Genomic DNA, 21033 nt, shown 5'->3' with positions numbered 1-21033 from the left:
GGGGAGCCGACCATGGCAAGGAAGTCGCCCAAGGGTGATCCGGTCCAGGACGCGCCGCAGGTCGCGGAGGTCCAGCACGCCGCGGCGGGCCTTCCCGCCATCGGGCACACGCTGCGCATGGCGCAGCAGCAGATGGGGGTGCGCCGCACGGCGCTGACGCTGCTGCGGGTCAATCAGAAGGACGGCTTCGACTGCCCGGGCTGCGCCTGGCCCGAGCCGGAGCACCGGCACAAGGCGGAGTTCTGCGAGAACGGCGCGAAGGCGGTCGCCGAGGAGGCCACGCTGCGCCGGGTCACCCCGGACTTCTTCGCCGCGCACCCGGTGGCCGACCTCGCCACCCGCAGTGGGTACTGGCTGGGGCAGCAGGGCCGCCTCACCCACCCGATGTATCTGGCGGAGGGCGCCGAGCGCTATGAACCCGTTCCCTGGGAGCGGGCCTTCGACATCATCGGCGAGGAACTGGCCGCCCTTGACAGCCCGGACGAGTCGGTCTATTACACCTCGGGCCGCACGAGCAACGAAGCGGCGTTCCTGTACCAGCTGTTCGCCCGCGAGCTGGGCACGAACAACCTGCCCGACTGTTCGAACATGTGCCACGAGTCGTCCGGCTCTGCCCTCACGGAGACCATCGGGATCGGCAAGGGCAGCGTCCTCCTGGAGGACCTGTACAAGTCGGACCTGATCATCGTCGCCGGGCAGAACCCGGGCACGAACCACCCGCGCATGCTCTCCGCCCTGGAGAAGGCGAAGAACAACGGCGCGAAGATCATCACGGTCAATCCGCTGCCCGAGGCCGGCCTGGAGCGGTTCAAGAATCCGCAGACCCCGCAGGGCATGCTCAAGGGCACCGCCCTGACCGACCTCTTCCTGCAGATCAGGCTCGGCGGCGACCAGGCCCTGTTCCGCCTCCTGAACAAGCTCATCCTGGAGACCGAGGGTGCCGTGGACGAGGACTTCGTCCGCGAACACACCCATGGGTACGAGGAGTTCACCGCCGCCGCGCGGGACGCCGACTGGGACGAGACCCTTGAGGCCACGGGTCTGGAGCGCGAACGCATCGAGGAAGCGCTCGCCATGGTGCTCGCCTCGAAGCGCACCGTCGTGTGCTGGGCGATGGGCCTGACCCAGCACAAGCACGCCGTGCCGACCATCCGCGAGGTGGTCAACTTCCTTCTGCTGCGCGGCAACATCGGCCGTCCCGGCGCGGGCGTGTGCCCGGTGCGCGGGCACTCGAACGTGCAGGGCGACCGCACGATGGGCATCTTCGAGCGGCCCGCCCCGGCCTTCCTCGACGCCCTGGAGAAGGAGTTCGGCTTCGCGCCGCCGCGCGAGCACGGCCTGGACGTCGTCCGCGCGATCAAGGCGCTGCGGGACGGCGAGGCGAAGGTGTTCTTCGCGATGGGCGGCAATTTCGTGGCGGCGTCGCCCGACACGGAGGTGACGGAGGCGGCGATGCGCAAGGCCCGCCTGACCGTCCACGTGTCGACGAAGCTGAACCGCTCGCACGCCGTCACGGGCGCGCGTGCGCTGATCCTGCCGACGCTCGGCCGCACCGAGCGGGACCTCCAGGGCAGCGGCGAGCAGTTCGTGACCGTCGAGGACTCCATGGGCATGGTGCACGCCTCGCGCGGCCGACTGGAGCCCGCGAGCCCGCATCTGCTCTCCGAGCCGGCCATCGTGTGCCGCCTGGCCCGCCGCGTCCTTGGCCCCCAATCGGCCACGCCCTGGGAGGAGTTCGAGAAGGACTACGCCACGGTGCGCGACCGCATCGCGCGCGTGATCCCCGGCTTCGAGGACTTCAACGCCAAGGTGGCCGACCCCGCGGGCTTCGCCCTGCCGCACGCCCCGCGCGACGAGCGCCGCTTCCCCACGGCCACCGGCAAGGCCAACTTCACCGCGGCGCCCGTGGAGTTCCCCGCCCTGCCCAAGGGACGGCTGCTGCTCCAGACGCTGCGCTCGCACGACCAGTACAACACCACGATCTACGGCCTCGACGACCGCTACCGCGGCATCAAGAACGGCCGCAGGGTCGTCCTGGTCAACCCCGACGACGCCCGCGAGCTGAACCTCGCCGAAGGGTCGTACGCGGATCTGGTGAGCGAGTGGAAGGACGGCGTCGAGCGGCGCGCGCCGGGCTTCCGGATCGTGCACTACCCGACGGCCCGTGGCTGCGCGGCCGCGTACTACCCGGAGACGAACGTCCTGGTCCCGCTGGACGCGACGGCCGACACGAGCAACACCCCCGCCAGCAAGTCCGTCGTCGTCCGCCTGGAACAATCGGGCACCGACTGAGCGTTCGCTCAGCGACAAGTGAGGACGACGAACGGAGCCGGGCCCCATGGGCGAGCAGCACAGCGTGAAGTTCCCGCAAGAGGTCATCGACGAGTACGCCGCGCTCGGCGTCGACCTGCCCGCCCTCTTCTCCGCGGGCGACCTGGGCAACCGGATGGGCGTCGAGATCGTCGAGGCGTCCGCCGATCGTGTCGTCGGCACCATGCCGGTCGAGGGCAACACCCAGCCGTACGGCCTGCTGCACGGCGGCGCGTCCGCCGTCCTGGCCGAGACCCTCGGCTCGGTGGGCTCGATGCTGCACGGCGGGAGCAAGAAGCTCGCCGTCGGCGTCGACCTGAACTGCACGCACCACCGCGGCGCGCGTTCGGGCCTGGTCACCGGCGTGGCGACGCCCGTGCACCGGGGCCGCTCCACGGCGACGTACGAGATCGTCATCACCGACGAGCAGGACAAGCGGGTGTGCACCGCGCGGCTGACCTGCCTGCTGCGCGACGTGGAGCCCAACGGCTCCGCCGGATAAGGCGGTCGAGGGCGGGCGCGCGCCCGCCGACCCGGCCCGCCCCACGCATTGTCGGAGCGTGGGGCGCCGGTCTAGCGTCCTTGCATGAGGCACCGGAAACCGCTCTGTGCGCTCGCCTTCGCCACCCTCCTCTCCACCACCCTCCTCGCCGTCACCGGATGCGGGAGCTCCCCTTCCGCCGATGACGCCCCCAGCAGGAGCACCGCACCCTCCCCCGCCACCACCTCCCCCGAGGACCTCTGCACGGCCCTGATCACCAAGTGGGGCCGGCAGATCTACGACTCGGGCAAGGAGACCTACGGCGACTACCAGTCGATGGGCCTCTCCAACGGGCAGTACATGATCCTGCGGGACACCCTCGACCTGGCCCGCGCCGAGCGCGAGCGCCACGGAGCCGACGCGGGACGGAAGTTGCTCGCCCGGGAGGCCCGCGAGCGGTGCGAGAAGCGCTACCGCCACGGGCAGCCGAGCGGCGGGCCGTGGGTGTGAACGCCATCGGCCCCATCGAGCCGGGCGACGACACCTACGAGACCCGGGCCACCGGCACCGCCTCCGCCGGCCAGGCCTGGACGCAACCCCTGCGCTCCCGCCCGCTCCTCACCCGGCACCGCCGCACCGCCCTGGCCCTCGCCACGGCCGCGGTCGTCGGGGCCGCCGGGCTCAGCCTCTACCTGACCCGTCCGCGGCCCCCGGAGCCGCCGCCACCGCTCTACCCGTCGCAGACCGTGGCCGTGACGTACAAGGGCGAGATGACGCGTCCCCGGGCCGGTGACCGCTCGTTCAGCTTCACCGTCAGCCTCAGCCAGGACTCGGGACCGCCGGTGTCCGTCCGACGGATCACCCAGCCGACGACGGCGCTGTCGGTCACCGCCGCTCCCCATACCCCATTCACGGTGAAAACCGGAACCCCTCGTACGGCACGCATCACGATGCACATTCGCGAATGTGGAAATGTGCAGCGGAATGCCGGACTCCCTTTCCTGGTCGTAACACTGCGTAATGTGCGCGCAATGCAGATACAGAGCTTCATCCTCGGCTCGGCGTACGCAAAAGATCTTTCCGCGGCCCTGACAGCTGCATGCCCCCCGAACACTGATGTCATGAGTAAAACACCCTGACAGTCCTGCAAGTTCTCAGCATGCGGGATGCACCGAAGGTGGCGTATTCCGCCACAACCGCCCCCTGAGTTCCAGCGCGGAATACTCCGTGGCATAACAAGAGCGTCACACCTTTGGCCTGACCACTCCACCAGGAACAAAGCGCCCCTTAGAGTCACGGCCAGTCACCGCGCCCACCGGATTCCTGTCAGTTCGGTTCTGCGCTCGACTCGGCCACCCAACAGGGGACGGCCGTGCCAGGGGAAAGGACTGATCGTGCGTCAACGTTCGCTCATAGCCATCACCGCTGCACTCACCGCGGGGGCACTCACCCTCACCGCCTGTGGCTCACGCGACGACAAGGACAAGGACGAGGCCGGGGGCGGCGGCACCACCGTGGTCATCGGCGTCGACGCGCCGCTGACCGGCGACTTGTCCGCGCTGGGCCTCGGCATCCGAAACTCCGTGGATCTCGCCGCCAAGCAGGCCAACGAGAAGAAGTACGTCGACGGCATCACCTTCAAGGTGCAGCCCGCCGACGACCAGGGCCAGCCCGCGTCGGGCCAGACCAACGCGACCAAGTTCGTCGCCAACAAGGAAATCCTCGGCGCCGTCGGCCCCCTGAACTCCTCCGTCGGCGAGTCGATGCAGAAGGTCTTCGACGACGCGAAGCTCGTCCAGGTCTCCCCCGCCAACACCAACCCGGCCATGACCCAGGGCCAGGACTGGAACGGCGGCAAGAAGGTGCGCCCGTACAAGGCCTACTTCCGTACGGCCACCACGGACGCCATCCAGGGCCCGTTCGCCGCGCAGTACCTGTTCAACGATGCGAAGAAGAAGAAGGTCTTCGTCATCGACGACAAGAAGACCTACGGTGCCGGCCTGGCCGCCACCTTCAAGGACGAGTTCACCAAGCTCGGCGGCAAGGTCGCCGGCACCGAGCACGTGAACCCGGACACCAAGGACTTCGGTGCCGTCGCCACCAAGATCAAGAACTCGGACGCGGACGTCGTCTACTACGGCGGCGAGTACCCCGCGGCCGGCCCGCTGAGCAAGCAGATGAAGAAGGCCGGTGCCAAGATCCCGCTCGTCGGCGGCGACGGCATCTACAGCGCCGACTTCGTCAAGCTCGCCGGCAAGGAAGGCAAGGGCGACTACGCCACCTCCGTCGGCCAGCCCGTCGAGGAACTGCCCTCCGCCAAGGAGTTCATCGCGAACTACAAGAAGGCCGGCTACAAGGAGGCCTACGAGGCCTACGGCGGCTACTCGTACGACTCGGCCTGGGCGATCATCGAAGCGGTCAAGAAGGTCGTCGAGGACAACGACGGCAAGCTGCCCGACGACGCTCGCGCCAAGATCGTCGAGGCCATGCAGAACGTCTCCTTCGACGGCGTGACCGGCAAGGTCTCCTTCGACGAGTACGGCGACGCGACCAACAAGCAGCTCACCGTGTACCAGGTCAAGTCCACCGAGGACCCGACCAAGGGCTGGAAGCCGGTCAAGTCCGGCACCTTCACCGGCTGATCCACCCCGCAGCACGACACCACCGCGCGGGGCGCTGCCTCTGCAGCGCCCCGCGCGGCGTCGCATCCGTCACCTAAGCCGTCCGGCCGGCGAGGCCCACAGCCACCGCAAACAGGCCGCACGACACCGAAAGACTCGGAGGACCTGCGGTGCACGAACTGCCGCAACAGCTGGTCAACGGCCTGCTACTGGGATCCATGTACGGCCTGATCGCCATCGGCTACACAATGGTCTACGGCATTGTCCAGCTCATCAACTTCGCCCATGGCGAGATCTTCATGGTCGGCGGCTTCGGCGCTCTCACCGTCTGGCTGTGGCTTCCGGGCGGCACCAGCATGTGGCTCGCCCTGCCGCTCATGCTCATAGGCGCCGTCATCGTCTCCACCCTGATAGCGGTCGGAGCCGAACGCTTCGCCTACCGCCCGTTGCGCGGCGCACCCCGCCTCGCACCCCTCATCACGGCCATCGGCCTCTCGCTCGCGCTGCAGCAGGCCGTCTGGGCCTGGTACCCCAACGCGAAGTCGTCCCGCACCTTCCCCGAGATGCCCGGTGACTCCATCCACCTGGGCTCCGTCACCATCCAGCCCGGCGACATCTTCCTGCTGATCACAGCCCCGATCTGCATGTTCGCCCTCGGCTACTTCGTGATGAAGACCCGCGTCGGACGCGGCATGCAGGCCACCGCGCAGGACCCCGACACCGCCAAGCTCATGGGTGTCAACACCGACCGCGTCATCGTCGTGGCCTTCGCGATCGGCGCCGCCTTCGCCGGCATCGCCGCCGTCGCCTACGGCTTCCGCTACGGAGAAGTCCAGTTCCGCATGGGCTTCCTCTGGGGCCTCAAGGCCTTCACGGCCGCCGTGCTCGGAGGCATCGGCAACATCTACGGCGCGATGCTCGGAGGCCTGGTCCTCGGAGTCGCCGAAGCCATGGCCACCGCCTACATGAACGACATCCCCGGCATGAGCCAGCTCGGCGGGCAGTCCTGGGCCGACGTCTGGGCCTTCGTACTCCTCATCGTCGTACTCCTCGTCAGGCCACAAGGTCTCCTTGGCGAGCGCGTCGCGGACAGGGCGTGACAACCATGACCACACAGACCACCGCGGCCGACGCGCCCACCCCCAAGCAGGACGACACCCCCACCGGTCTCATCGCCATCCCCGTGGGCCCCGCCCGCGCACTGGCCACCGGCGGCGGCATCCTGACCGTCATCTCCACGTTCCTCGCCTGGACCTGGACCTCCTCGTTCCCCGGCGACCTCACCGTCTACGGCTACCCCGGCGGCCTCCAGGTCCTCGTCCTGATCGCCGGCCTCCTGACGACGCTCTTCGGCCTCGCCTCGTACGGCGTCAAGGGCGTACGAGCCCTCGCTCCCGGCGGAGCCGACGCCGCGCTGAAGTACGCGGCGCTCGCCGCCTTCGCCACCACCTGGTACACGATCATCTCGATCAGCTACCAACTGGGCGGCCTCGCCAACCTGGAGCCCGGCGGCTGGGTCGCCGCGCTCGCCACCCTCGCCGCCTTCGTCGGCACCCTGGCCCTGCCCTTCACCCGGCCGCACACCTACGCGGTCGACCCCGAGGACACCGGCAGCGAGCAGTTCAAGCACCGCATGCGCAACGGGCTCATCATCTTCAAGGGCGCCTTCGCCGCCGAGGCGCCGCCCACGCCGCGCAAGCTCCCCAGCTATGTCGAGATCCTGATCATCGTCGCCGCGCTCGCCGTGGGCCTCCTGGTCTTCACGTACGGCATCGGCACCGAGTACGACGAGCTCTTCATCGGCTTCCTGATCACCGTGGCGTTCAGCTTCGCCGCGCTGTCCAAGGCGGGGCTCGTCGCCCAGGTCTCCACCTACACCGCGCGGCACCGCAACATCACACTCGGCGGTGCCTTCGCCGCAGCCGCGGCCTTCCCGTTCACGCAGAGCGACGACCAGTACGCCACCATCGGCGTCTACATCCTCATCTTCGCCACCGTCGCGCTCGGCCTGAACATCGTCGTCGGCCTCGCCGGACTCCTCGACCTCGGATACGTCGCCTTCCTCGGCGTCGGCGCCTACGCGGCGTCCATGGTCTCCGGGTCGCCGTCCTCGCCCTTCGACGTCCATCTGCCGTTCTGGGGCGCGATCCTGGTCGGCGCGAGCGCATCTCTCATCTTCGGTGTGCTCATCGGCGCCCCGACGCTGAGGCTGCGCGGCGACTACCTCGCCATCGTCACCCTCGGCTTCGGAGAGATCTTCCGGATCGTCGCGATGAACGCCGACGGCACCTCGGGTCCGGACATCACGAACGGCTCGAACGGCATCTCCTCGATCCCGAACCTCAAGATCCTCGGCTTCGACTTCGGCATCGAGCACTCCATCCTCGGCGTCACCATCGGCCGATTCGCGAACTACTTCTTCCTGATGCTGCTCATCACCCTCGTCGTCGTCCTGGTCTTCCGGCGCAGCGGCGACTCCCGCATCGGGCGCGCCTGGGTCGCCATCCGCGAGGACGAGACCGCGGCACTCGCCATGGGCATCAACGGCTTCCGCGTGAAGCTCATCGCCTTCGCGCTCGGCGCCACGCTCGCCGGACTCGCGGGCACGGTGCAGGCGCACGTCACCTACACCGTGACGCCCGAGCAGTACCAGTTCGCCAACACAGTCCCGCCGAACTCGGCGTTCCTGCTCGCCGCCGTCGTCCTCGGCGGCATGGGCACCATCAGCGGACCGCTCGTCGGCGCCGCGCTGCTCTACCTGATCCCGAGCAAGCTCTCGTTCCTGGGCGACTACCAGCTCTTCGCCTTCGGCCTCGCGCTCGTGCTCCTGATGCGCTTCCGCCCCGAGGGCCTGATCCCCAACCGCCGCCGCCAGCTCGAGTTCCACGAGGCCGACCTGGCTCCCGGCGACACGCCGCCACCCACAGTCCTCAGCAAGACAGGGGCCTGAGCCATGACCACCGACACCACCACCAGCAAGGACAGCGCCGCCGCTTCGCCGGCCGGAGAGGCTGTTCTCGATGCCCGGGGCGTCACGATGCGCTTCGGCGGCCTCACCGCCGTACGCTCCGTCGACCTCACCGTGAACAGCGGCGAGATCGTCGGCCTCATCGGCCCCAACGGCGCGGGCAAGACGACCTTCTTCAACTGCCTCACCGGCCTGTACATCCCCACCGAGGGCGAAGTCCGGTACAAGGGCAAGGTCCTGCCCAGCAAGTCCTTCAAGGTCACCGCGGCCGGCGTGGCCCGCACCTTCCAGAACATCCGTCTCTTCGCGAACATGACGGTCCTGGAGAACGTCCTCGTCGGACGCCACACGCGTACGAAGGAAGGCCTCTGGTCGGCCCTCCTGCGCGGCCCCGGCTTCCACAAGGCGGAGGCCAAGTCCAAGGCCCGCGCCCTGGAACTGCTCGAGTTCGTCGGGCTCGCCGAGAAAGCGGAGCACCTCTCCCGCAACCTGCCCTACGGCGAGCAGCGCAAGCTGGAGATCGCCCGCGCGCTCGCGAGCGAGCCGGGCCTGCTCCTCCTGGATGAGCCGACCGCGGGCATGAACCCGCAGGAGACCCGCGCCACCGAGGAACTCGTCCTGGCCATCCGGGACATGGGCATCGCCGTACTCGTCATCGAGCACGACATGCGCTTCATCTTCAACCTGTGCGACCGCGTGGCCGTACTCGTCCAAGGCGAGAAACTCGTCGAGGGCGACAGTGAGACCGTCCAGCAGGACGACCGCGTCATCGCCGCCTACCTGGGCGAGCCCTTCGAAGGTGCCCCCGGCAGCACAGAGGCCGACGCGACGGGCAACGAGGAGACCAGCTGATGACCGCACTGCTCGAAGTCGAGGACCTCAAGGTCGCCTACGGCAAGATCGAGGCCGTCAAGGGCATCTCTTTCAAGGTCGAGGCCGGCGAGGTCGTCACCCTGATCGGCACGAACGGCGCGGGAAAGACCACCACGTTGCGCACGCTCTCCGGACTGCTCAAGCCGGTCGGCGGCTCCATCAAATTCAACGGAAAAACGCTGCGGAAATACCGCGCCGACCAGATCGTCGCGCTCGGCCTCGCCCACTCCCCCGAGGGCCGGCACATCTTCCCGCGCATGACGATCGAGAACAATCTGCGCCTCGGCGCATATCTGCGCAGCGACAAATCAGCCATCGAAAAGGACATCGCGCGCGCCTACGAGCTCTTCCCCATTCTCGGGGAGCGCAGAAAGCAGGCGGCGGGCACACTCTCCGGCGGTGAGCAGCAAATGCTCGCCATGGGACGCGCGCTCATGTCCCAGCCCAAACTGCTCATGCTCGACGAGCCCTCCATGGGACTTTCGCCGATCATGATGCAGAAGATCATGGCGACGATCTCCGAGCTCAAGTCCCAGGGCACGACCATTCTGCTCGTCGAACAGAACGCCCAGGCGGCGCTCTCGCTCGCCGACCACGGTCATGTCATGGAGGTCGGCAAGATCGTCCTGTCCGGGACGGGGAACAACCTGCTGCACGACGAGTCCGTGCGCAAGGCGTACCTCGGCGAGGACTAGGGACTCCGTCCCGGCATACGAGAAGGCCCGCACCCCGAAGCCGGGGTGCGGGCCTTCCTCGTACGGTCCTGGGGCTACTGCCCCTTCGCCGCCTTCTTCTCGTCGGCGTCCTCGATGACCGCCTCCGCGACCTGCTGCATCGACAGGCGCCGGTCCATCGACGTCTTCTGGATCCAGCGGAACGCGGCGGGCTCGGTGAGGCCGTACTCCGTCTGCAGGATGGACTTCGCGCGGTCCACCAGCTTCCGCGTCTCCAGACGCAGGGTGAGGTCGGCGACCTCCTTCTCCAGCGTCTTCAGCTCCGTGAAGCGCGAGACGGCCATCTCGATGGCGGGCACCACGTCGGTCTTGCTGAACGGCTTGACGAGGTACGCCATCGCGCCGGCGTCCCTGGCCCGCTCGACGAGGTCACGCTGCGAGAACGCGGTCAGCATGAGCACCGGGGCGATGCTCTCCTCGGCGATCTTCTCGGCCGCCGAGATGCCGTCCATGACGGGCATCTTCACGTCCAGGATCACCAGGTCCGGCTGGTGCTCGCGGGCCAGCTCGACGGCTTTCGCACCGTCACCGGCCTCGCCGACGACGGTGTAACCCTCTTCCTCAAGCATCTCCTTGAGGTCGAGCCGGATAAGAGCCTCGTCCTCGGCGATGACGACACGGGTCGTCAGCGGAGGCACGTGCGACTTGTCGTCGTCGTCGGCTACGGGCTGGGGCGACTCGGGGGAAGTCACGGGGGCTCCTAGGTACGGGGCAGGTTACTGCTTGCCCTGAGCCTACCTAGCTCATGTATGTTTGAGACACGGCGGGTCTCCGCTAACCTTCATTCTGAAGGATGCCCCGGTAGCCCAGTGGCAGAGGCAGTGGTCTCAAACACCATCCAGCGTGGGTTCGAATCCCACCCGGGGCACTTTACCTTCAATTCGAAGGTCAGGCGCTAAGTTGGCGATCTTCACTCCTCGCGGTGAACGCGGCGTTGTATCGCCTCGATGCCCGCCAAGATCCAGCCAAGCTCAGCCACATGTACGACATGGGCGCTCGTGAACGAGCACTGGAACTGGTCTCTGCAGGACGCAGCCTGAACTCCGTCAGCAAGGGCACCGGCATTTCGCGCGCCGCGATCCGCTCCTGGCAAACCCGTATCGAACCGGTCGGTCGGGTGACTCCGTGCCCGAGGTGCCGCGATATCCCCGGCAAGCCCGAAGACCCGGTCGCGTACTCCTACTTGCTGGGCCTCTACCTCGGAGACGGCTGCATCAGCGCAGGCCGAAGAGGCGTCTACTTCATCCGCATCGTGTGCGCTGACGCCTGGCCCGGCTTGATCGACGCGTGCGAGAACGCCATCCGCGCCGCGCGCCCGGACAATCGCGTCTGCCGCGTCAAGAAGCAGGGCTGCGTCGCAGTCACTTGCTCCAGCAAGCACTGGCCCTGTCTCTTTCCCCAGCACGCTCCAGGGAAGAAACACAACCGCACCATCGCCCTCGAATCCTGGCAACAGGAGATCGTCGACGACCACCCCTGGGAGTTCATCCGCGGCCTCATCCACTCCGACGGCTGCCGCGTCACCAACTGGACGACCCGCCTCGTCGGCGGGGAGCTCAAGCGTTACGAGTACCCCCGGTACTTCTTCACCAACCTGTCGGGCGACATCACCCAGCTCTTCACGGACGCCCTCGACAAGGTGGGCGTCCACTGGAAGGCCGCCAACCGCCGCAACATCTCCGTCGCCCGCAAAGCCTCAGTAGCCCTCATGGACGCCCACATAGGCCCCAAGTACTGAACGACGTACCGACCCCACCCCCGCCCGCGCAATATGACGCGTCACTCCCCTCCCCCGCCCTCCCTGGGAGCTGCCCCAAATCCGCGGCGAACCCTTGCCCCGCCCCGTACCCCGCTGCGATCTTCGGCCCCATGACTCCCCTGAACAGGCGCAGCTTCGTTGCCGCCGCCGCGGGTGCTGCCGCGGCAGCCGTGGCCATGAATCCGCAGACTGCCTCCGCCATCGACCGCGAGGGCACGAGCACGGGCGGGGACGACTTCGCCGACGCGGACAAGGGGTTCATCGCCGCCCTCACTCCGGGCGTGGTGAAGAACGCCAAGGGCCAGGTCGTCTGGGACAGCGACGCGTACGACTTCCTTGAGAAGGACGCCCCCAAGACCGCGCACAAGAGCCTGTGGCGCCAGTCGCAGCTCGTGTCTAAGCAAGGGCTCTACAAGGTCACCGATCGCATCTATCAGGTGCGTGGCCTGGATCTGTCGAACATGACGATCATCGAGGGCGACACCGGTGTCATCGTCATCGATCCGCTGATCTCGGCGGAGACCGCGGCCGCCGCGCTCAAGCTGTTCCGCGCGCACCGCGGCGACAAGAAGGTCACCGGGCTCATCTACACCCATCCGCACGTCGACCACTTCGGCGGCTGCCGTGGCGTCCTCCCGGACGGGCGCGGGGCCGGTGACGTGCCGATCCTCGCGCCCGAGCACTTCATGGAGCATGCCGTCTCCGAGAACGTGTACGCCGGGACCGCGATGCAGCGGCGTTCCGGCTATATGTACGGGGCGTTGCTGCCCAAGTCGCCCACCGGGCAGATCGGTTGCGGCCTCGGGCAGACCGTGTCGGTGGGGTCGATCGGGCTGATACCGCCGACCAAGGACATCACCGAGACCGGTCAGGTCGAGACGGTCGACGGCGTGACGTTCGAGTTCCAGATGACGCCGGGGACCGAGGCGGCGGCGGAGATGAACTTCGTGCTCCCCGAGCTGCGCGCCGTCTGCATGGCGGAGAACGCGACGCACACGATGCACAACATCATCACGCTGCGTGGCGCCCAGGTGCGGGACGCACGGCAGTGGGCGCACTACCTGAACGAGTCGGTGGTCCTGTTCGACGGGCGGGTGGACGTCGCCTTCGCCTCGCACCACTGGCCGACGTGGGGCGGGGAGACGATCGTGGAGCTCCTGGAGCAGCAGCGGGATCTGTACGCGTACATGCACGACCAGACGTTGCGGATGATCAACAAGGGGTTGACCGGGCGGGAGATCGCTGAGGAGATCGAGCTGCCGCCCGCGCTGGCCGGCGTATGGGCGAATCGCGGGTACTACGGATCGCTGAGCCACAACGTGAAGGGCATCTACCAGCGGTACATGGGCTGGTTCGACGGCAATCCCGCGCACCTGTGGGAGCACCCGCCGGTTGAGGAGGCCAAGCGGTACGTCAAGGCCATGGGCGGCCGGACGGCGACGGTCGCCAAGGCCAAGGCGTTCGCGCGCGGCGGCGATCCGCGGTTCGCGGTGACGCTGCTCAACCACGTGGTGTTCGCGGACCCCGGTCACAAGGCGGCCAGGTCCGAACTGGCCAGGCTGTACACCCAGTTGGGGCAGGCGTCGGAGAACGCCGTGTGGCGGAACTTCTACCTGATGGGTGCTCAGGAGCTGCGCGAGGGAGTGAAGGAGTCCCCCACCTCCGTGGCGAGCGCGGACATGTTGATGGCGCTCTCCGTGGACCAGCTGATCGATTCGGTGGCGATCCGCGTGAACGGCCCGAAGGCCTGGGACCTGAAGCTGCGCATGGACTGGAGCCTTCCGGCCCTGGGCAGGATCTGGCATCTGACGTTGCGAAACGGCGTGTTGACCTACCGCGGCGACACGAAGAAGGACCCGCAAGCGGGCGTCACGCTGACGATGACCAAGCCTCAGCTGCTCGCGATGCTGGGCGGCAAGGGCCTTGGTGACATCAAGGTGGAGGGCGACGCGTCGCTCCTCGCGAAGCTGCTCGGCGTGGTGGAGAAGCCGGACCCGAATTTCGCGATCGTCACGCCGTAAGGGGCCGTACATGGCCGAGGGGCCGCTCCCCCCGAAGCGGCCCTTCGTCACCCGTACACGATCCGCCTACTTGGGGCTGTCGTCCTCGCCGATGTGGTGGATGCGTACGAGGTTGGTGGAGCCCGCGACTCCGGGCGGGGAGCCCGCGGTGATGACCACCACGTCGCCCTTCTCGCAGCGGCCGAACTTCAGGAGCAGCTCGTCGACCTGCTTGACCATGGCGTCGGTGGAGTCGACGTGCGGGCCGAGGAAGGTCTCCACGCCCCACGTGAGGTTCAGCTGCGAGCGCGTCGCCCGGTCCGGGGTGAAGGCGAGCAGCGGGATGGGCGAGCGGTAGCGCGAGAGGCGGCGGACCGTGTCGCCGGACTGTGTGAAGGCGACCAGGAACTTGGCGCCCAGGAAGTCGCCCATCTCGGCGGCGGCGCGGGCCACGGCACCGCCCTGGGTGCGGGGCTTGTTCCGCTCGGTCAGCGGCGGCAGGCCCTTGGCGAGGATGTCCTCCTCGGCGGCCTCGACGATGCGGCCCATCGTGCGGACCGTCTCGATGGGGTACTTGCCGACGCTGGTCTCGCCGGAGAGCATCACCGCGTCCGTGCCGTCGATGACGGCGTTCGCCACGTCCGAGGCCTCCGCGCGCGTGGGGCGGGAGTTGTCGATCATCGAGTCGAGCATCTGGGTCGCCACGATGACCGGCTTCGCGTTCCGCTTGGCGAGCTTGATGGCGCGCTTCTGGACGATCGGCACCTGTTCAAGAGGCATCTCGACGCCCAGGTCGCCGCGGGCGACCATGATCGCGTCGAAGGCGGCGACGATGTCGTCGATGTTCTCGACGGCCTGCGGCTTCTCCACCTTGGCGATGACGGGGAGGCGGCGGCCCTCCTCGTCCATGATGCGGTGCACGTCCTCGATGTCGCGTCCGCTGCGGACGAAGGACAGCGCGATGACGTCGAACCCTGAACGCAGGGCCCAGCGCAGGTCCGCCTCGTCCTTCTCGGAGAGCGCGGGCACGGAGACGGCGACACCGGGGAGGTTGAGCCCCTTGTGGTCGGAGACCATGCCGCCCTCGACCACGGTGGTGGTGACGCGCGGACCGTCGACCGCGGTGACCTCCAGGGTCACTTTGCCGTCGTCGACGAGGATGCGCTCACCCGGGGTGACGTCCTCGGCGAGACCGTCGTAGGTCGTGCCGCAGGTCTGGCGGTCGCCCTCGACGCCCTCCTCGACGGTGATGGTGAACTCGTCACCGCGTTCAAGGAGTACGGGGCCTTCGCTGAAGCGGCCGAGGCGGATCTTCGGGCCTTGAAGGTCGGCGAGGACGCCGACGCTGCGGCCGGTCTCGTCCGATGCCTTTCGTACGCGCTGGTAGCGCTCCTCGTGCTCGGCGTACGTGCCGTGGCTGAGGTTGAAGCGGGCCACGTCCATTCCGGCTTCGACCAGTGCCTTGATCTGGTCGTACGAGTCGGTGGCGGGGCCCAGGGTGCAGACGATTTTTGCTCGGCGCATACTTCGAGCCTAGGCCTTACCGGCCGGTAGAGAATTGGCTGGGCGTGACTACTCAACAACCTTTGCATGAAAGGTTATTGACAAGTGTTGAATTGTGCGGGGCGCTGCTCTGATGAGCGATTTACCGCGCACCCCGCACTGTCGAACCCCTGCGTGACTACAGCCGCGGCGGTGTCATCGTGAAGCGCGCGTTGACCTGTGCGTAGACGTGCTGCCGCTGGGGTTCGAGGTCCAGGGGGGCCGCTTCCTGGACCATGTCGGCCGCGCCGCCGTACGCGACGGTGCGCATGGCGGGCGACGGGCCGCCGTAGCCGTACGGCTGGGCGTTCTCGGCGCCGATGTCGGCGAGCTCGACGAGCGCGGCGAGACCGGTCCCCAGCGCCTCTGCGTACTCCCGGCCCCGCTGCACCGCTTCCCTGACCGCCTGCTGGCGGGCGTCGCGGTGGGTGGGCGAGTCGGGGCGCAGCGCCCAGTAAGGGCCGTCGACACGGGTCAGTTCGAGGTCCGCCAGGCGTGTGGTGAGCTCGCCGAGCGCGGTGAAGTCGGTGAGCTCGGCGGTGATGTGGACGCGGCCGTGGTAGGCGCGGACGCGTTCGCCGCGGCCGTGCTTGGTCAGTTCGGGGCTGATGGAGAAGGCGCCGGTCTCCAGCGTCTCGACGGATTCGCCGTACGTCTTCACCAGGTCGATGACGGTGGCGTTGCGGCGCGTCAGGTCGTTCAGGGCGTCGCGCCGGTCGGTGCCGCGCGCGCTGACTGTGATGCCGATGCGGGCGATCTCGGGGTCGACCTCCAGGTGCGCCTCGCCCTTCACGGCCAGGCGCGGGGCGTCGGGGGTGCCGTAGGGGGCCGGAGTGCGGGTGGTCTCGGGGGTGGTGTCGTCCATGCGGCCACTCTCGCACTGGGGGGCGGCACCGGACAGTCATCGGGACACGGCACCGGACAGTCATCGGATCGAAACCTGCGGGGTCTGTTGCCGGTGGGGCGGTCGGGGTCAGAATCTACGCGCGTTACATCGATCGACCAAGATCCAAGGGGAGTACGAAATGCCGCTGAACCGCCGCAAGTTCCTGGGCAAGTCCGCCGCCGCCACGGGCGTGGCGCTCGCGGGCGGCGTGGCCGCCGCGCCCGCTGCCTCCGCGCAGGCGCCCGGGAAGCCCGCCAAGCGGAAGAAGCGGTACTCGTTCACCGTCATGGGCACGACGGACCTGCACGGCAACGTCTTCAACTGGGACTACTTCACGGACAAGGAGTTCGACGACAAGGACCACAACGACGTGGGCCTGGCGAAGATCTCCACCCTCGTGAACGAGATCCGCGAGGAGAGAGGCCGCCGCAACACGCTCCTCATCGACGCGGGCGACACCATTCAGGGCACCCAGCTCTCGTACTACTACGCCAAGATCGACCCGATCACCGCCGCGCACGGCCCGGTCCATCCGATGGCGCAGGCGATGAACAGCATCGGATACGACGCGGCGGCGCTCGGCAACCACGAATTCAATTACGGCATTCCCGTCCTGCGGAAGTTCGAGGAGCAGTGCGACTTCCCGCTGCTCGGCGCCAACGCGCTCGACGCGAAGACGCAGAAGCCCGCTTTCCCGCCGTACTTCATGAAGCGGCTGCGCACCCCGCACGGCCGTGACGTGAAGGTGGCGGTCCTGGGTCTGACGAACCCCGGCATCGCGATCTGGGACAAGGCCAACGTCCAGGGCAAGATGACGTTCCCGGGCCTGGAGGAGCAGGCGGCGAAGTGGGTGCCCAAGCTCCGCTCCATGGGCGCCGACGTCGTGATCGTCTCGGCGCACTCCGGCTCCAGCGGCACCTCCTCGTACGGCGACCAGCTCCCGCACATCGAGAACGCGGCGGGTTTGGTGGCCGAGCAGGTGCCCGGCATCGACGCGATCCTGGTCGGGCACGCGCACACGGAGATCCCCGAGTACTTCGTTCAGAACAAGGAGACCGGCAAGAAGGTCGTCCTGTCCGAGCCGCTGAAGTGGGGTCAGCGCCTGACGCTCTTCGACTTCGACCTGGTGTGGGCCAAGGGCCGCTGGACGGTGGAGAAGGTCGGCGCGCAGGTCCTCAACTCCAACACGGCGGCGGAGGACAAGAAGGTCACCCGCCTCCTTGCCGACGAGCACAAGAAGGTCGTCGCGTACGTCAACCAGGTCATCGGCACCTCGACGCAGGCGATGAGCACGGCCGAAGGCCCGTACAAGGATGTCGCGATCATCGACCTGATCAGCCACGTCCAGGCGGAGACGGTCAAGGAGGCGCTCAAGGGCGGCCAGTACGCGGCGCTGCCGGTGCTCTCGCAGGCCTCGTGCTTCTCGCGCACGGCGGGCATCCCGGCGGGCGAGGTGACGATCAAGGACGCGGCGGGGCTCTACCCGTTCGAGAACACCCTTGAGGCGCGGCTCATCACGGGCTCGCAGCTCAAGGAGTACCTGGAGTTCTCGGCGCGCTACTACGTGCGGACCGCGGCCGGCGCCCCGGTGGACCCGGCGAAGCTGACGAACGCGGACAACACCCCGGACTACAACTACGACGCGCTGTACGGCGTGACGTACGAGATCGACATCGCCAAGCCCGTGGGTTCGCGGATCGTGAAGCTCAGCTTCGACGGCAAGGGCATCGACCCGAAGGCCGAGTTCGTGCTCGCGGTCAACAACTACCGCGCCAGCGGCGGCGGCAACTTCCCGCACGTGGCCGCCGCCAAGCAGCTGTGGGCGAACTCGGACGAGATCCGCAACACGATCATCCAGTGGGTCCAGGCGAAGGGAACGGTCGACCCGGGCCAGTTCGCGTCGGTGGACTGGAAGCTGACCCGGGACGGCACGCCGGTGTTCTGAGGCGGGTGTTCTTGAGGCCGCGTCAGTTCTTCAGGGGCACGAGGTTGCCGCGCTGTTCGCCGATGAGGCCGGCGGCGGTGCGGGCCCGGGACTCCTGGAGGCCGAAGCTGGTGAACGCGGTGCGCTGCGGGAGGGGGTAGGGGGCCCTGCCCGTCAGGGAGTTGAGGATGGTGGCGCTGCGCCAGGCGGCGAGGCCCAGGTCGGGGGCGCCGACGCCGTGGGTGTGGCGCTCGGCGTTCTGCACGTAGACGTTGCCGCCCCCGCCGGTGACGGAGGGGTCCAGGACGAGGCGGTACTGCTCGTCGATGCGGGGGCGCTCCGAGGAGTCCCTGCGGATGTAGGGGTCGAGGCCCGCGAGGAGCTGGTCCAGGGGGCGCTCGCGGTAGCCCGTGGCGAGGACGACCGCGTCCGTGGTGAGGCGGGAGCGGGTGCCCTGCTGGAGGTGTTCCAGGTGGAGCTCCACGCGGGTGGTGGCGACGCGGCCCGCGGTGCGCACGCAGACGCCCGGCGTGAGGACGGCGTCGGGCCAGCCTCCGTGCAGGGTGCGCTGGTAGAGCTCGTCGTGGATGGCCGCGATGGTGTCGGCGTCGATGCCCTTGTGGAGCTGCCACTGGTGGGGGACGAGACCGTCGCGCACGGATTCCGGCAGCGAGTGGAAGAAGCGGGTGTAGTCCGGGGTGAAGTGCTCCAGGCCGAGCTTGGAGTACTCCATGGGCGCGAAGGCTTCGGTACGGGCCAGCCAGTGGATCTTCTCGGCGCCGAGCGGCCGGTGCTTGAGCAGGTCGAGGAAGACCTCGGCGCCCGACTGGCCCGAGCCGATGACGGTGATGTGGTCGGCGGCGAGCAGCCGGTCGCGGTGCAGGAGATAGTCCGCGGAGTGGATCACGGGGACGGCGGGGGCCTCCGCGAGGGGCTTCAGGGGTTCGGGGACGTAGGGCGCGGTGCCGATGCCCACGGCGATGTTCTTCGTGTACGTCCGGCCGAGCGCCTCGGCCTCGCCCTCGGCGTCGAGCTGTGTGAAGTCGACTTCGAAGAGGTCCTTTTCGGGGTTCCAGCGCACCGCGTCGACCTGGTGCCCGAAGTGCAGCGCGGGCAGGTTCTCGCTGACCCAGCGGCAGTAAGCGTCGTACTCGGCGCGCTGGATGTGGAACCGCTCGGCGAAGTAGAAGGGGAAGAGCCGCTCACGGGTCTTGAGGTAGTTGAGGAAGGACCAGGGGTTCGCCGGGTCGGCGAGGGTCACCAGGTCGGCGAGGAAGGGCACTTGGAGGCTCGCGCCGTCGATGAGGAGCCCCGGGTGCCAGTGGAAGCCGGGCCGCTGTTCGTAGAAGGCGGCGTCGAGTCCGGCCAGCGGCTGGGCGAGGGCGGCGAGGGAGAGGTTGAAGGGGCCGATGCCGATGCCGACCAGGTCCCGGGGGTCCTCGGGTGTGGTGAGCGGCGGGGCGGGCTTGTCGTTCTGGCCGGTCATCGGGGGGTGGTTCCTTCCACGAGCTTCAAGAGCTCGGCGAGGTCGCCGGGCCGGGTGTGCGGGTTGAGCAGAGTGGCCTTGAGCCAGCGGCGTCCGTCGATCCTGGCCCGCCCGAGCACGGCACGGCCCTGGGCGAGCAGCTCACGCCGTACGTACGCGATGTGCTCGTCGTCGGCGTCCACGGGCCGGAACAGGACCGTGCTGATGACGGGCGCGTCGTACAGCTCGAAACCGGGGTGCGCGGCGATGAGCCCGGCGAACTCCCGCGCCTGCTCGCAGACTTGGTCGACGAGTGCGCCGATCCCCGCACGGCCCAGGGCCTTGAGGGTGACGGCGATCTTCAGCACGTCGGGCCTGCGCGTGGTGCGCAGGGAGCGGCCGAGGAGGTCGGGCAGGCCCGCTTCGGTGTCGTCGCCCGCGTTGAGGTAGTCGGCGCGGTGGTCGAGCGCCGTGAGGTCGTGCGGCTCGCGGACCAGGAGCAGACCGGCGGCGACGGGCTGCCAGCCGAGCTTGTGCAGGTCGAACGTGACGCTGTCGGCGCGCTCCATGCCGCGCAGCAGCCCTCTTCGTACGTCGCTGAAGAGGAGCGGACCGCCGTACGCGGCGTCGACGTGCAGGCGGGCGCCGTGCTCCGCGCAGAGGCCGGCGATCTGGTCGAGGGGGTCGACGAGCCCGGCGTCGGTGGTGCCCGCGGTGGCGGCGACGAGGAACGTGCCGGGTGGACCGGTGAGTTGGGACAGCGCCTCGTCGAGTGCGGCCGGGTCGAGGACGCCGGCGGGCGCGGGGACGGTGACCGGCTCCGGCATGCCGAGGAGCCAGGCGGCGCGGCTCAGGGAGTGGTGGGCGTTCTCACCGACGATGAGCTGGACGGGGCCGTGCGCGGCGGTGCGCTCGCGGGCCAGGAGGAGGGCCAGCTGATTGGCCTCCGTGCCGCCGGTGGTGACGAGGGCGTCTCCCCTGCCGGGGCCGTAGGCCTCCGCGGCGAGGGCGCGCGTGACCAGGGTCTCGATCTCCGAGGCGACGGGCGCCTGGTCCCAGGAGTCCATGGAGGGGTTGAGCGCGGACGCGGCCAGGTCGGCGGCGACGGCGAGCGCGAGCGGCGGGCAGTGCAGGTGGGCCGCGCACAGGGGGTCCGCGGGGTCGGCGGCGCCTTCGGCGAGCGCGTGGACCAGCGTGCGCAGGGCCGCTTCGGCTCCGTCCCCCCGGTCGGGCAGGACCTCGCCCGCGGCCTCGCGCACCCGGGCGGCGACGGCGGTGGGGCCGCCCGCCGGGAGCGGTCCGCCACGCGCGGTCGCCCCGGTGCGCAGGGCGTCCAGGGTGGCGGTGAGCAACGGCCGCAGCGCCTCGGGTCCTCGGGCGCCTCCGGCGAGGGGCGGCGGAGTGCTCATGGGCGACGTCCTTCGGGTGCGCGTGGGCGGGGACATCCAGCCTGTCCGCCGAGCGGACGGC

At 68.7% G+C, this 21033-nt stretch carries 17 protein-coding genes and 1 tRNA gene; 13 read left to right on the top strand and 5 right to left on the bottom strand.

Translation table 11 applies throughout. The features are described from left to right. The first annotated feature begins 12 nt into the window (after positions 1 to 12). From ACIGXX_RS21720 to ACIGXX_RS21680, 9 genes are all read left to right on the top strand, one after another. A complete protein-coding gene (locus tag ACIGXX_RS21720; RefSeq protein ID WP_383819581.1) occupies positions 13 to 2292 on the top strand; it encodes an FdhF/YdeP family oxidoreductase in 2280 nt (759 codons plus the stop codon). Positions 2293 to 2338: 46 nt separating this feature from the next. Beyond that, positions 2339 to 2812, top strand: coding sequence for a hotdog fold thioesterase (locus ACIGXX_RS21715; protein ID WP_351162210.1), 474 nt, complete (start codon positions 2339 to 2341; stop codon positions 2810 to 2812). Positions 2813 to 2896: 84 nt separating this feature from the next. Beyond that, positions 2897 to 3301, top strand: coding sequence for a hypothetical protein (locus ACIGXX_RS21710; RefSeq protein WP_351162212.1), 405 nt, complete (start codon positions 2897 to 2899; stop codon positions 3299 to 3301). Beyond that, complete coding sequence (locus tag ACIGXX_RS21705) at positions 3298 to 3930, top strand: Tat pathway signal sequence domain protein (RefSeq protein WP_383819577.1); 633 nt, start codon at positions 3298 to 3300, stop codon at positions 3928 to 3930. The genes ACIGXX_RS21710 and ACIGXX_RS21705 overlap by 4 nt, the downstream gene beginning before the upstream one ends. Before the next feature lie 255 nt (positions 3931 to 4185). Then, on the top strand, positions 4186 to 5433 hold the full coding sequence (locus ACIGXX_RS21700; protein ID WP_361463666.1) for a branched-chain amino acid ABC transporter substrate-binding protein: 1248 nt from the start codon (positions 4186 to 4188) through the stop codon (positions 5431 to 5433). Positions 5434 to 5582: 149 nt separating this feature from the next. Next, positions 5583 to 6512 carry a branched-chain amino acid ABC transporter permease gene (locus ACIGXX_RS21695; RefSeq protein WP_351162218.1) on the top strand — a complete coding sequence of 310 codons (930 nt, stop codon included), beginning with the start codon at positions 5583 to 5585 and terminating at the stop codon, positions 6510 to 6512. Positions 6513 to 6517: 5 nt separating this feature from the next. Further along, on the top strand, positions 6518 to 8362 hold the full coding sequence (locus tag ACIGXX_RS21690; protein ID WP_361463669.1) for a branched-chain amino acid ABC transporter permease: 1845 nt from the start codon (positions 6518 to 6520) through the stop codon (positions 8360 to 8362). A 3-nt stretch (positions 8363 to 8365) separates the two neighbouring features. Beyond that, complete coding sequence (locus ACIGXX_RS21685; RefSeq protein ID WP_351162222.1) at positions 8366 to 9232, top strand: ABC transporter ATP-binding protein; 867 nt, start codon at positions 8366 to 8368, stop codon at positions 9230 to 9232. Next, positions 9232 to 9948, top strand: coding sequence for an ABC transporter ATP-binding protein (locus tag ACIGXX_RS21680; RefSeq protein WP_351162224.1), 717 nt, complete (start codon positions 9232 to 9234; stop codon positions 9946 to 9948). The genes ACIGXX_RS21685 and ACIGXX_RS21680 overlap by 1 nt, the downstream gene beginning before the upstream one ends. 74 nt (positions 9949 to 10022) lie before the next feature. Here ACIGXX_RS21680 and ACIGXX_RS21675 read toward each other — a convergent pair whose 3' ends face one another. Further along, positions 10023 to 10679 carry a response regulator gene (locus ACIGXX_RS21675; protein ID WP_361463671.1) on the bottom strand — a complete coding sequence of 219 codons (657 nt, stop codon included), beginning with the start codon at positions 10677 to 10679 and terminating at the stop codon, positions 10023 to 10025. A 103-nt stretch (positions 10680 to 10782) separates the two neighbouring features. Here ACIGXX_RS21675 and ACIGXX_RS21670 point away from each other — a divergent pair. The 3 genes from ACIGXX_RS21670 (at position 10783) to ACIGXX_RS21660 (ending at position 13767) form a co-directional block, all read left to right on the top strand. Continuing rightward, positions 10783 to 10855, top strand: a tRNA-Leu gene (locus tag ACIGXX_RS21670). Positions 10856 to 10966: 111 nt separating this feature from the next. Next, the gene (locus ACIGXX_RS21665; protein WP_361463817.1) at positions 10967 to 11725 is read left to right on the top strand and encodes a transcriptional regulator; all 759 of its coding nucleotides are present in this window, start codon (positions 10967 to 10969) and stop codon (positions 11723 to 11725) included. A gap of 131 nt (positions 11726 to 11856) precedes the next feature. Then, positions 11857 to 13767 carry an alkyl/aryl-sulfatase gene (locus ACIGXX_RS21660; protein WP_399977803.1) on the top strand — a complete coding sequence of 637 codons (1911 nt, stop codon included), beginning with the start codon at positions 11857 to 11859 and terminating at the stop codon, positions 13765 to 13767. Between the two features lie 66 nt (positions 13768 to 13833). On the opposite strand, the gene pyk is transcribed toward ACIGXX_RS21660, so the two are convergent. Together pyk and ACIGXX_RS21650 are read right to left on the bottom strand one after the other, a co-directional pair. Then, positions 13834 to 15270 carry a pyruvate kinase gene (gene pyk / locus ACIGXX_RS21655; protein ID WP_351162230.1) on the bottom strand — a complete coding sequence of 479 codons (1437 nt, stop codon included), beginning with the start codon at positions 15268 to 15270 and terminating at the stop codon, positions 13834 to 13836. Positions 15271 to 15427: 157 nt separating this feature from the next. After that, positions 15428 to 16153: an SIMPL domain-containing protein gene (locus ACIGXX_RS21650; protein WP_361463675.1), complete on the bottom strand. Its 726-nt coding sequence runs from the start codon at positions 16151 to 16153 to the stop codon at positions 15428 to 15430. A 160-nt stretch (positions 16154 to 16313) separates the two neighbouring features. Here ACIGXX_RS21650 and ACIGXX_RS21645 point away from each other — a divergent pair, with 160 nt between their 5' ends. After that, positions 16314 to 18119 (top strand): bifunctional metallophosphatase/5'-nucleotidase, encoded by a 1806-nt coding sequence (locus ACIGXX_RS21645; protein ID WP_399977798.1) that lies wholly within the window; start codon positions 16314 to 16316, stop codon positions 18117 to 18119. A 22-nt stretch (positions 18120 to 18141) separates the two neighbouring features. Here ACIGXX_RS21645 and ACIGXX_RS21640 read toward each other — a convergent pair whose 3' ends face one another. Both ACIGXX_RS21640 and ACIGXX_RS21635 read right to left on the bottom strand, forming a co-directional pair. After that, positions 18142 to 19584 (bottom strand): SidA/IucD/PvdA family monooxygenase, encoded by a 1443-nt coding sequence (locus ACIGXX_RS21640; protein WP_351162236.1) that lies wholly within the window; start codon positions 19582 to 19584, stop codon positions 18142 to 18144. Then, positions 19581 to 20972, bottom strand: coding sequence for a pyridoxal phosphate-dependent decarboxylase family protein (locus ACIGXX_RS21635; protein ID WP_399977794.1), 1392 nt, complete (start codon positions 20970 to 20972; stop codon positions 19581 to 19583). The genes ACIGXX_RS21640 and ACIGXX_RS21635 overlap by 4 nt, the downstream gene beginning before the upstream one ends. Positions 20973 to 21033 lie beyond the last annotated feature (61 nt).

The sequence above is a fragment of the Streptomyces sp. NPDC055243 genome (assembly GCF_044544025.1).
Taxonomy (GTDB): domain Bacteria; phylum Actinomycetota; class Actinomycetes; order Streptomycetales; family Streptomycetaceae; genus Streptomyces.
This window is presented reverse-complemented; position numbering and strand designations above follow the sequence as displayed.

Bases quoted from the DNA above. Each gene is read 5' to 3' on its own strand.
- ACIGXX_RS21715 (WP_351162210.1), top strand. From the start codon at position 2,339: ATGGGCGAGCAGCACAGCGTGAAGTTCCCGCAAGAGGTCATCGACGAG.
- ACIGXX_RS21640 (WP_351162236.1), bottom strand. From the start codon at position 19,584: ATGACCGGCCAGAACGACAAGCCCGCCCCGCCGCTCACCACACCCGAG.
- ACIGXX_RS21685 (WP_351162222.1), top strand. From the start codon at position 8,366: ATGACCACCGACACCACCACCAGCAAGGACAGCGCCGCCGCTTCGCCG.
- ACIGXX_RS21650 (WP_361463675.1), bottom strand. From the start codon at position 16,153: ATGGACGACACCACCCCCGAGACCACCCGCACTCCGGCCCCCTACGGC.
- pyk (WP_351162230.1), bottom strand. From the start codon at position 15,270: ATGCGCCGAGCAAAAATCGTCTGCACCCTGGGCCCCGCCACCGACTCG.
- ACIGXX_RS21720 (WP_383819581.1), top strand. From the start codon at position 13: ATGGCAAGGAAGTCGCCCAAGGGTGATCCGGTCCAGGACGCGCCGCAG.
- ACIGXX_RS21660 (WP_399977803.1), top strand. From the start codon at position 11,857: ATGACTCCCCTGAACAGGCGCAGCTTCGTTGCCGCCGCCGCGGGTGCT.
- ACIGXX_RS21680 (WP_351162224.1), top strand. From the start codon at position 9,232: ATGACCGCACTGCTCGAAGTCGAGGACCTCAAGGTCGCCTACGGCAAG.
- ACIGXX_RS21690 (WP_361463669.1), top strand. From the start codon at position 6,518: ATGACCACACAGACCACCGCGGCCGACGCGCCCACCCCCAAGCAGGAC.
- ACIGXX_RS21645 (WP_399977798.1), top strand. From the start codon at position 16,314: ATGCCGCTGAACCGCCGCAAGTTCCTGGGCAAGTCCGCCGCCGCCACG.
- ACIGXX_RS21665 (WP_361463817.1), top strand. From the start codon at position 10,967: ATGTACGACATGGGCGCTCGTGAACGAGCACTGGAACTGGTCTCTGCA.
- ACIGXX_RS21710 (WP_351162212.1), top strand. From the start codon at position 2,897: ATGAGGCACCGGAAACCGCTCTGTGCGCTCGCCTTCGCCACCCTCCTC.
- ACIGXX_RS21635 (WP_399977794.1), bottom strand. From the start codon at position 20,972: ATGAGCACTCCGCCGCCCCTCGCCGGAGGCGCCCGAGGACCCGAGGCG.